This window comes from uncultured Sphingopyxis sp. (genome assembly GCF_900078365.1).
Classification (GTDB): Bacteria; Pseudomonadota; Alphaproteobacteria; order Sphingomonadales; family Sphingomonadaceae; genus Sphingopyxis.
Genome location: NZ_LT598653.1, coordinates 3,864,528 through 3,876,791 on the forward strand (window position 1 = coordinate 3,864,528; position 12,264 = coordinate 3,876,791).

General features: G+C 65.3%; 3 protein-coding genes. All 3 read left to right on the top strand.

The genetic code is table 11. From position 1 onward, the window contains the following. Window positions 1–258: 258 nt before the first annotated feature. Window positions 259–9,060, top strand: coding sequence for a peroxidase family protein (locus QZL87_RS18000; protein ID WP_295321765.1), 8,802 nt, complete (start codon window positions 259–261; stop codon window positions 9,058–9,060). A gap of 86 nt (window positions 9,061–9,146) precedes the next feature. Next, entirely contained in the window at window positions 9,147–10,901 is a 1,755-nt protein-coding gene (locus tag QZL87_RS18005) for a type I secretion system permease/ATPase (RefSeq protein WP_295321768.1), read from the top strand. Further along, window positions 10,898–12,256: an HlyD family type I secretion periplasmic adaptor subunit gene (locus tag QZL87_RS18010; RefSeq protein WP_295321771.1), complete on the top strand. Its 1,359-nt coding sequence runs from the start codon at window positions 10,898–10,900 to the stop codon at window positions 12,254–12,256. Before QZL87_RS18005 ends, QZL87_RS18010 begins: the two co-directional genes overlap by 4 nt. Window positions 12,257–12,264: the final 8 nt, after the last annotated feature.

Genomic DNA, 12,264 nt, shown 5'->3' on the forward strand with positions numbered 1-12,264 from the left:
TTCGTGCGGTGATATATATCCGGGCGATGCCTGACTAATACGTAGAGATGACTCGACACCCGATTGGTCGTGGACGGATAGTTAAGCGATAGTTTGCCGGGTGAGTCGAAGCGCCCCAAATTATTAAAGCAGCATGAAGGCGGGGTTGGGAAAACTCGCAAAACGGTGATCGGAACGAGTGCGATTCTCGTCGCGGATGCCTGCGCCATTTTTCCTGTGATGGCCTCCCCTTGAGCCAAGGCGGAGAAGGAACGGACCATGGCAGTCAAGCTCAACAAGCACGACCTCGAATTCATCCTCGCGCAGATCAAGATCGCCGAAAAACATGCGGCGGGAATCCCGCTGGAGGAGTTGGTGACCCGGCCGCACCTGCCCTATGGCCTTCGCACGGTGGATGGGTCGTACAACAATGTCATTCCCGGCCGCGAACTCTGGGGGGCGGCCGACCAGACGATGCCGCGCATGTTCGAACCGCATTGGCGCAACGAAGGCGACGGCGACCAGATGTATTTCGGCCCCCCGTCGATGGGGGCGCCTCCTCCGGTGACGAACACCGACTATAACAGCAGCGACAGCGTCGCCGATGTCGATCCGCGACTGATTTCAAACCTGATTGTCGATCAGACGCCCTCCAATCCCGCCGCAATCATCGCCGCGCTCAACCACGCGGGCTTCGAAGGGGACAAGGCGGTCGCGGTGAGCGCAATACAGGCGGTCCACCAGCCCTATAAGGCGGCTGCGGAAACGCTGACGACCGCGACCCATGCCCGGAACGCCGCCGACGAAGCCCTGGCCGATGCGCAGGCCGCCTTTACGGCGCTCGTCGGAAATCCCGGAAGCACCGCGGATCAAATTCTGGCCGCCGCCGCTGCGGTCAGCGCCGCGAGCGTCGCGGCGGACGATGCCGCGGAGGCCGTCGAGGCGGCTGCCCAGGGCGTGCAGGCGGCGCAGGCCGCGCTGGACACAGTAATAGGCGATTACGGTCTCGAAATGCAGGGCGGCAGCCTCGTCATCCCCAACATCGCGCCCGACGAGGGGCTTTCCGCTCCGTTCAACGGCTGGATGACATTCTTCGGCCAGTTCTTCGATCACGGCCTGGACCTGATCAGCAAGGGCGGCTCGGGCACCATCTATATACCGTTGCAGCCGGACGACCCCCTCTATGTGGAGGGCGGCCACACGAACTTCATGGTGCTCACCCGCGCGACCCAGTTCGACGGGCCGGGCGAGGATGGCGTGCTGGGCACGGCGGACGATACCGAGCGGGAATCGATCAACGTCACGACGCCGTTCGTGGACCAGAATCAGACCTACACGTCGCATCCCTCGCACCAGGTATTCCTGCGCGAATACAAGATGGTCTTCGATCCGGAGCTCGGCCATGACGTGCCACTGGCGACGGGACGCATGCTCGACGGGGCGCAGGGCCTGCCGACCTGGGCGGACGTCAAGCTCCAGGCCCGGGAAATTCTGGGCATCGAGCTGACCGACAAGGACGTGTTCAACATTCCGTTGATCCGGACCGACCCCTATGGCGAATTCATCCGCAACGCGGACGGCTATCCTCAGGTCATCATCGACATCGGCCCGGACGGCATTCCCAACACCGACGACGATATTACGGCGAGCGGCACCGCCGCCGATCCCCTTACGCTGCGCCGCTTCGGCGAACCGGAACAGATTCCGGTTCCCGACAACCCCGGCGAGTTCATCCATGTCGGCGATGTCGTGCCGGTTCGCACGTCGCATTCGTTCCTCGACGACATCGCCCATAATGCGGTGCCGGTGATCAGCAACGACGGTATCCTCGTGACCGACAATGTGATCATCGACGACGTCGATCCGGCCGGCAACGCGGTGCAATTCGATCCTCTCACGGGGTCGAACACCGAATATGACAACGAACTGCTCGACCGGCACTTCATCACCGGCGACGGCCGCGGCAACGAGAATATCGGTCTCACCGCCGTTCACCACGTATTCCACTCCGAGCACAACCGGCAAGTGGCCGCCCAGCAGCTCGAGATACTCAAGAGCGGCGACCTCGACTTCATCAACGAATGGCTTGCTGTCGATCTGACCCAGCCGGAGCTTGACGCCGCTGCCGCCTTGCAGGGCGCCGCGCTGAGGACTTTCGCGGACAGTCTGTCCTGGGATGGCGAGCGCCTGTTCCAATCGGCCCGCTTCGCCACCGAGATGCAATATCAGCACCTGGTCTTCGAAGAATTCGGCCGCAAGGTTCAGCCGCTGATCGACCCCTTCGTCTTCAATACCATAACCGACATCGACCCGGCGATCTTCGCCGAATTCGCCCATGTCGTCTATCGCTTCGGCCATTCGATGCTGACCGAGGACGTCGCGCGGATGTTCCTCGACGAAGCGGGGAATCCGGTCCGATACGACGAGAATGGCGTCGCCGTTCCGGTCGCGCCGGAGGACCTCGAGAACTGGGGCAACGACGTCGGTCTGATCGAAGCCTTCCTCAATCCGCTGGAGTTCGACAAGGACGGCACGATCTCGCACGAGCAGGCGGCCGGCGCGATCTTCCGCGGCATGTCCCGGGTGCATGGCAACGAGATCGACGAATTCGTCACCGATGCCCTTCGCAACAACCTGCTTGGCCTGCCGCTCGACCTTGCGGCGATCAACCTAGCGCGCGGTCGCGATACCGGCATGCCGACGCTGAACGAGGCGCGCCAGCAGCTTTACGCGGCGTCGAGTTCGACTTTCCTCAAGCCCTATGAAAGCTGGGCGGAGTTCGCGTCCAATCTCAAGACGCCGGCCTCGGTGATCAATTTCATCGCCGCCTATGGCACCCACCAGTCGATACTGGACGCGGGCGACAATATCGCGGCCCGGCGCGATGCCGCGACGCTCCTCGTCCTGGGCAACCCCGCGCTTGCGGGCGCGGCGGCGGATGCGTTCAATGCGGAACGCATGGCCTTCCTCAATGGCCCCGCGGCCACGACCGGCGTCAACGAGATCGACCTGTGGATCGGCGGCCTGGCCGAGAAGAAGATGCCGTTCGGCGGCTTCCTCGGTTCGACTTTCAACGCCGTGTTCGAGGCGCAGCTGGAAATGCTCCAGGATCTCGACCGCTTCTATTACCTGACCCGCACCCAGGGCCTGAACCTGCTGAACGAGCTGGAGAACAATGCTTTCTCCAAGCTCATCATGGCGAATACCGACATGACGCAGCCCGGCCCCGATGGTGTCCGGGGAACGGAAGACGATATTCTCGACTATCACACGGGCGTGGATTCCTTCGCGCTGCACGATTTTGTCCTGCACGTCGATCCGACCAAGCAGATCGGGCCCGATCCCACGCATGACGATGCGGCCCTGAACGGGCTCGGCCAGACCAAGGTCCAACGGGACGATCTCGCCACGCCCGGCGTGGAGGTCAATTATCTGCGCGTGCTGGGCGGCGAACACACGGCCATCAACGGCACGCCGGGGGATGACACGATCATCGCCGACTTCGGTGACGACGCGATCTGGGGCGGCGGTGGCAACGACCGTATCGAGGGCGGCGCGGGCGTCGACTTCATCATCGGCGGCGCCGGCGACGACATCATCACCGACAGCGGCGACACCGGCGATTTCATCAAGGGCGAGGATGGCGACGACGTGATCGCCAACTCCAACGGCCTCGACGTCATCATGGGCGGCGACGGCAAGGACGCGATCCTGGTGGGGGTCGATGCGACGGAAGTCTTCGGCGGGGAAGGGGACGACTTCATCCTTGGCGGCGACGATATGGACTTCCTGATGGGCAACGAGGGCGACGACTGGATCGAGGGCGGCGACGGTTTCGACACGCTTGCGGGCGACAATTCCGAACTCTTCTTCAATTCGACGATCATCGGCCACGACGTGCTGCTGGCCGGCCCGAACGAAAATGATTTCGACGCCGAATCCGGGGACGACATCATGGTCCAGGGCGAAAGCGTGATGCGCAACGAGGGGATGCTCGGCTTCGACTGGGCGATCCACAAGGGCAATCCGCTGGCGGCCGATTCCGACATGCGGATTCCGATCTTCACGACTGTCGCCGACGACATCCTGCGCGACCGGTTCGACATGACCGAAGGGCTATCCGGCTGGATCCACAACGACGTGTTGCGGGGAGACGACCGCGGCTCGACGGAGGAGATCGAGGTCGAGCTCGACATGACCGGGCACGAGCTGTCCCATGCCGGTGTCGATCGCATCGACGGAATGCGCACGCTTCTGGGCAGCAGCATCGTGACGACCGTGCCGGAGGGCGTCGATCCGGAAACGATCGTGGCCTGGACGGGCGGCAATATCCTGCTCGGCGGCAACGGCAACGATACGTTCGAGGGTCGCGGCGGCGATGACTTCATCCACGGCGATGCCTGGCTCAACGTGCGCATCAGCATCCGCGAACTGGATGAGGCGGGCGCCGTAACGGAGAATGAAGCCTTCACCGTCGACAGCCTGAAGCAGGTGGTTGAGATCGATGGCGTCAGCAAGCCGTTGTCGGAATTCCTGCTTGCCGGCGTGATCAAGCCGAAGCAGCTGACGATCGTGCGAGAGATTCTCTATGACGAGAATCCGCTGGCCGATGTCGATACGGCGGTCTTTGCCGGCAACATGTCCTGGTACGAGATCACGCATGTCGGCGATCGCACTTATGTCGCGCGCCGCGAGATGGAGGAGATCGACCCCCAGATCGACGAGGGCACCGACACGCTGATCGGGATCGAGCGTATCCAGTTCGCCGACCAGATCTACACGATCCGGGAAACCGGCAACGTCGATCCGACCGGGCGGCTGGTCATCGCCGGCCTGCCCGCCAGGGAGGACGAGCCGCTTACCGTTTCGTCGGCGGGCATCCGCGACATGAACAATCCGGACGGCATGGTGAACAACATCACCTATCGCTGGCAGATCGAACGCAACGACGGGACCGGCGACTATATCGACATTCCCGGTGCGCGAGGAGACAGCTTCACGCCCAGCGACGAGCACACCGGCCTGCGCATCCGGGTGCTTGGAACCTATGTCGATGCCGGCGGGGTGACGGAGACGGTCACCTCCGCTCCGACCGACGTTGTCGTCGGTATCAACGACGAGCCGGTCGGCGACCTGCTGATAAGCGATATGTCGCCGACCGAAGATCAGGCCTTGACCGCAACCGCGGCCTTCCTCGACGCCGATGGGCTGACCGATGCCTTCGAAGAAGCCCTGCTCGTCTATCAATGGCAATATTCGGCGACCGGCACCGTCTCGAAAACCGATCCGGACGCCGGATGGACGAATATTCCGGCCGATCAGGGCGGCAACAGCCGCAGCCTCATCCCGAATGCGGAGCATGTCGGGCAATATCTCCGGGTGATCGTCAACTATCAGGATGACCTGCTGTTTTCGCATCGGGTCGAATCGGCGGTGACCGAGATCGTCGGCAATCACCTCATTTCGGACGCCGCCGTCATCGACGGCTCGGGCGATGGCGCCACCATTGGCGCCGACTGGATCCAGGGCGGGGACGGCAACAACGCCATCTCCGGCCTCGCGGGTGGCGACCGCATCGACGGTGGCGGCGGGTCCGACACGATCCTGGGCGGGGACGGCGACGACACGCTGGCCGGGGGGCAGGGCGATGACAGCGTCAATGGCGGTGCCGGCAACGACACGATCGTCTATGGCGCCGGTGACGACAATGACGTGATCGACGGCGGAGACGGCATGGACACGCTCAGGGTGACGCAGGCGACATCCAACTCGAACGATAATGTGACGGTGGCGCTCGCGGCGGGCGTGATGACCGGCATTGGCGGTATGTCGATGCAGAATGTCGAGAATGTCGAAATGGATCTCGGCGCCGGCACCGACACGCTCAACTATGGCGCGACGTCGGAAGCGGTGAACGTGAACCTCCTTTCGGGGCTGGCTACCGGTTTCTCCTTCGTGCGCGGCGTCGAGAATGTAACCGGCGGCGCGGCGGCGGACAGTTTGACCGGCAATTCCGCCGACAACCTGCTGGTCGGTGCCGGAGGCACCGACACGCTGCGCGGTGGCTTCGGGAACGATGCGCTCGAAGGCGGCGAAGGCAACGACCTGCTCTATGGCGAGGAGGGCGACGACACGCTGAATGGCGGCGCCGGAAACGATCGCATCGACGGCGGCGCCGGTAACGATACGGCGAGCTATGCCGGAGCGGCGGCGGCCGTCTCCGTCTCCCTGGCGAATGCCTACTCCACCCTTGCCGATGCGATAGCCGGCGGCGCCGAGGACTTGCTGGTTTCGATCGAGAATCTGACCGGCAGCTCCCACGACGACACGCTGACCGGCAATGCCGCGGACAATATCATCGACGGCGGCGCTGGCGCGGATGCGATGGCCGGCGGGCTGGGCAACGATATGTACGTCGTCGACAACGCCGGCGATGTGGTGACCGAATCCGTCAACGGCGGAGATGACACGGTCCGCACCTCGCTGGCGTCTTACACGCTGGCTGCGAATGTCGAAAATGTGATCGTTACGGGCGGCGGCAGCGCGACCGGCAACGCGGCCGACAACCGTCTGACCGGCGATTCGGGCGACAATATCCTCGATGGCGGCGACGGCATCGATACGGTGGTGCTGGGCGGTGCGATCACCGATTACGCCTTCTCGCTGGTCGGCGGCAATGTCACGGTCGCCAGCGACGCGGGCGGCACCGATACTCTTCTGAACATCGAACGCGTCGAGATCGGCGGCGTCGGTTATGGTCTGGTCGCCGGAACGAACGCCGCGAACAACCCGCTGCCCGGAACGGCCGGTGACGACCTGATCCTTGGCTTCAATGGCGCCGACTTGCTTCAGGCGGGGGATGGCAACGACATATTGGTCGGCGGAAACGGCGCCGACACCATGGCCGGCGGCGCTGGCGACGACACCTATGTCGTCAACAACAGCGCCGATGTCGTCGACGAGACGGGCGGCGGTGGCGTCGACACCATCTATGCGTCGATCACCCGCAATCTGAACAACGCGGCTCAGGTTGCAGGCGATGTCGAGAATCTGACATTGGTCGGAACAGCCAATATCAATGGATCCGGCAATGCGCTCGGCAATGTTCTGACGGGCAATTCGGGCAACAACACGCTGAACGGCGGCGGCGGCGCCGACGTGTTGATGGGCGCGGCGGGCAACGACATCCTCAACGGCGGTGCGGGGGCCGACAGCCTTGCCGGCGGCGACGGCGACGATGCCCTGAATGGCGCAGGCGGCATCGACGTGGCGGTGTTCGACGGTTCCGCGAGCGATTACGTCTTCGATGCGTCGGCGGGCGCGCTCGCTTCCGTGACCGATGTCGTCGGCAATGGCGGGACGGACACGTTGACGGCCATCGAACGGATACAATTCGGCGACGGCGCCAGTCTGGCGGTGGTGACCGACGCTCCGGGCGCCAGCAGCACCATATTGGCGACCGAAGCCTCCATCATTCTGGGCGGTGATGGCAATGACGAGATCCGGGGAAGCGGATCGGACGACGTGATCGTCGGCGGCGCGGGGGACGATGTGCTCTTTGGCAGCGACCTGCCCGACGGCGACAATGCCGTCGCGGGCGATCTCGACAACGATATGTTCATCTGGAACGTCGGCGATGGCAGCGACACGATCAACGGCGGCTTTGAAGGTGCCGATGGCGACAGGCTGGTCATCAACGGCAACGAGGAGGCGGAGGTCTATCGCATCTATACGATCGATGAAGCCATCGCCCGGATAGGCTTCGACGACGGCGATGCAGGCGGAGATTTCGAAGACGAGATCGTCGTGACGCGGCAGGTCGCGGGCGGCGAGGAAACCGTCATCGCTGCGATGACCGAGATCGAGGAGATTATCGTCAACGGCACCAGCGTCGCGGGCAATGGCGTGGCCGGAAACGACAGTTTCGAGATTTATGGCGACTTCTCCACGGCGACGAGCCTGCGCCCGAATACCATCACCCTGACCGGTTCGGCCGGCGACGATACCGTCGACATCTCGTCGCTTCGTTCGGCCCACCGCATCGTGTTCCGTACGAACGGGGGCCGGGACGTGATCATCGGGACCCTGCGCCCGCAGGATGTGATCGAACTTCCCGATGGTGCCCTGCTCGAAGACTATGAGACCAGGGTCGAGGAAAATGGCGTGATAACGATGTCCAACGGCACGCACAGCGTCTCGTTCATCAGCGAAGGCGGACTGCCTCGGATCGTTTCGCCGGGGGTTGGCGATGACGATGATGAAGACGATGACGATCAGGGCGCGCCTGGCGATGACGACAACGACGACGATCAGAACGGCGACCACGATCAGGACGACGATGACGACCACGACGACGACCATGACGACGATGATCATGGCGTGCCGTCGCCTGCGCCGTCGGATCGCGGGACGTCCGGCAACGATCGACTCGCCGGAACGGAGGGCGACGATGTTCTGAACGGCGGATCGGGCGACGACGAGCTTGAGGGTCGCGGCGGCGACGACACGCTGAGCGGCGGGTCGGGGGACGACATCCTCGACGGCGGCGCCGGCGACGATGTGCTTTCGGGCGGATCGGGCGACGACCAGCTCGCGGGCGGCGACGGCGACGACATGCTCTCGGGCGGATCGGGTGATGACCGGCTCGACGGCGGCGCGGGCGACGATGTGATGACGGGCGGCGGCGGCGACGATGTCTTCGTCTTCGGTGCCGGCGACGATCGCGTGACCGATTTCGATGTCGAGGGCGATGTGATCGACCTCAGCGCGCTCGGCATCACGGCGGAGAAATTCGCGTCGCGCGTCGCGATGGCGCAATCGGGCGACGGCGTGGTGCTTCGGATCGACGGTCATTCGATGCTGTTCGACGCGATGACCGCCGCCGATCTGGCGGGCGCGTCCTTCCTCTTCGCCGGCGGCGGCGTCGGAACCGCGCCGCTTGCCGCGCCGGCGACAGGCGGCGCGCCGGCGCCAGCCGGTCTCGATCCCGCTCCGCAGTCGCATCATCGCTGGCTGGATCAGACGCGTGACTGGTGGATCGATCGTGCCGACATGATCCGCAACGATTGGGACTATGTCTGAGATCCCCCGGGGACCCGGATCGGCTCAGCCGGTCCGGGTCTTTCCTTTGGCTTGAGCAAGAACGTCAGAAGAAATGGGGGAGGGTCATGCGTAACGATCCCGCTGTTCCGGTTCAGATCAAGGCGGCGTTCGCGGCCTGCCGCCGGCACTTCGCGGCGGCGGCGCTGTTCAGCGCGCTCGTCAACATCCTCTATCTGGCGCCGACCATCTACATGATGCAGGTCTATGATCGCGTCGTGCCGACGGGCGGGCAATTGACGCTGTTCTGGATCACCGTCATCGTCGGGATCGCCATCGCCTGCCTCAGCGCGCTCGACATGGTGCGCAGCCGGCTGATGCTGCGCGCCTCGCTGCGGCTCAACCGCCAGCTCGCGGCGCCGATCCTCGACCGGCTGCTCGCGCGGGCGAAGGGAGGCGCCGATCCGGGCGCCGCGCAGGCGATGCGCGATTTCGACAATTTCCGCGGCGCGGTCGCAAGTCCCGCCGCGATCGCGCTGTTCGACATTCCCTGGACGCCGCTCTATTTCATCGTCGCTTTCCTCATCCATCCGCTGCTCGGCATGATGATCCTCGGCGGCGGCCTGGTCCTGCTCGCGCTCGCGCTGCTCAACGAGCGCGCGACCAGATGCTCTGCCGCTGAAGGGCATCGCGCGATGGCGCTGGCCTATGCGGGGCAGGAAGCGATGTTCGACAAGGCCGAGATCGTGCGCGCGCTCGGCATGCGGCGCGCGATGGTCGCGCGCCAGATCACCGATCGCCGCGCCGGCCTCGAGGCGAGCGCGATGACGCAGTTCGTCGCCTCGCGCTATTCGGGCCTCGTCAAATTCGCCCGCATGTTCATGCAGTCGCTCGCGCTCGGCGCAGGGGCCTATCTGGCGATCCACGCCGAGATATCGGTCGGGGCGATCATCGCGGCATCGGTGCTGCTTGCGCGCGCGCTCCAGCCGATCGAGCAGGTGGTGCAGGCCTGGCCCGCGATCGGGCAGGCGCGGCAGGCGAAGGCGTCGGTCGAGGCGCTGTTCCGCGACACGGGCGATCCGGCCGGCGAACGCCTCATCCTCCCCGCGCCCGAGGGCTATGTCGAACTTTCCAACATCCTGCTGCGCACGCCCGACAACAGCGCGCTGATCCTGCGCGGGGTCTCGACCTGGATCATCCCCGGCGAGGTGCTCGGGGTGATCGGCCCGTCGGGCGCCGGCAAGACGACGCTCGCGCGCATCGCCGCGGGCGCCATCCCGCCCGACGGCGGCGAAGTCCGGATCGACGATGCCCAATATGGCGACTGGGACGGCGAGCGGCTCGCCGCCCATATCGGCTATCTGCCGCAGGACCCGACTTTGCTCCCCGGGACGATCGGCGAGAATATCTCGCGCTTCGCGGCCGCCCGCGGCGAGCATCCGGCCGACATCGACCACAAGGTGACCCGCGCCGCGATCGCGGCCGGCGTCCACGACATGATCCTGCACCTGCCGGGCGGCTATAATGCGCGGATCGGCGACGGGGGCCTCAGGCTCTCGGGCGGGCAGGCGCAGCGCATCGCGCTCGCGCGCGCGCTCTATGGCGATCCCAAAATCCTGATCCTCGACGAACCCAACGCCTCGCTCGACAGCCAGGGCGAGGAAGCCTTGGGCGATGCGATCGCCGCCGCAAAGGCGCGCGAGGCGGCCATCATGATCGTGACGCACCGTCAGGCGGCGCTGCGCGATGCCGATCGCCTGGCGGTGATGAAGAACGGGATCATCGAGCATCAGGGGCCGCGCGAACAGGTGATCGAAACGCTGAAACAGAACGCCGCGCGGGCCGCGGCCAATGTCGTCAAGATGAGGGGCAAGAAGCCATGAACGCAATGAGCTTCGGCGACGATCTGCACGGCGCGCCGCTGCCGGTCGAGGCGATCGATTCGTCGAAGCGCGAGGTGCGGGCAGGGCTGATCATCGCCGGCGCCTTCTTCGTCGGGCTGCTCGGCTGGGCGGCGCTGACCCCGCTCGACGCGGGCGCGCTCGCTCAAGGGTCGGTCTCGGTCGCGGGCAACCGTCAGGCGGTCCAGCACAAGGACGGCGGCATCGTCACCGCCCTGATGGTGGCGGAGGGCAGCGAGGTGCGCCGCGGCGACGTGCTGCTCAAGATTTCCGCGTCCGACGTGGTCGCGGCCGAGCGCGGCCTGACCGGCGAGGTCGTCGCGCTGCTCGCGCAGCGGGCGCGGCTGATCGCCGAGCGCGACGGCGTGGGCAGCATCACCGAGCCGGTCGAGTTTTCGAGCTTCCTCGCCGGCGACCGCGCGCTCGCCGACGAAGCGATGCGCGGCCAGCGCCTGCTGTTCGACGCGCGCCGGCGGTCGAACGCGACCGAACGCGCCATGCTGGGCCAGCGGGTCGCTCAGCATAGCCGGCAGATCGTCGGCTATGGCGCGCAGATCGAATCGAACCGCATCCAGCAGCGGCTGATCCACGAGGAACTGACGGGGCTGCGCACCCTGTCCGCGCGCGGCTTCGTGTCGACGAACCGGCTGCGTGCGATCGAGCGCAGCGCGGCGCAGCTCGACGGCGATTTCGGCGCGCTCAACTCGGACGTCGCGCGGCTGGAGGAAGCGATCGGCGAATCGCGCCTCCAGATGGTGTCGATGGACCGCCGCACGCTCGAGGAAGTCGCCACCCAGCTTCGCGAGGTCCAGGTGCGGCTCGACGAATTGCAGCCGCGCCTGTTCGCGACGCGCGAGCGCCTGACGCAGTCGGTGGTGCGCGCGCCGGCGAGCGGGCGTGTGGTCGGCCTGAAGATATTCACCGTCGGCGGCGTCGCCGCGCCGGGCGACGTGCTGATGGAGATCGTTCCGAAGGACAAGGCGCTGGTCGTGCTGGCGAAGGCGTCGCCCAACGACGCCGACGACCTGTCGCCTGGAATGGAAACGCAGGTGCGCTTTTCGGGAATCCAGGAACGCAGCCTGCCGATCCTGATGGGCAAGATCAGCAAAGTGTCGGCCGACAGTTTCGAGGACAACCGGACGGGTCTGGAATATTTCGAGATCGAGGTGATGGTGCCGCCGGCCGAGATGCAGAAGATCGCGGCGCTCCGCGGCGACAACGGCCTGCGCGCGGGCATGCCCGCCGAGGTGATGGTCCCGCTGCGCAAACGCACCGCGCTCGCCTATCTGCTCGAGCCGCTTACCCAGACCTTGTGGAAAGCCGGCCGCGAACATTGAAGCGAGCG

Bases quoted from the DNA above. Each gene is read 5' to 3' on its own strand.
- QZL87_RS18000 (WP_295321765.1), top strand. From the start codon at position 259: ATGGCAGTCAAGCTCAACAAGCACGACCTCGAATTCATCCTCGCGCAG.
- QZL87_RS18005 (WP_295321768.1), top strand. From the start codon at position 9,147: ATGCGTAACGATCCCGCTGTTCCGGTTCAGATCAAGGCGGCGTTCGCG.
- QZL87_RS18010 (WP_295321771.1), top strand. From the start codon at position 10,898: ATGAACGCAATGAGCTTCGGCGACGATCTGCACGGCGCGCCGCTGCCG.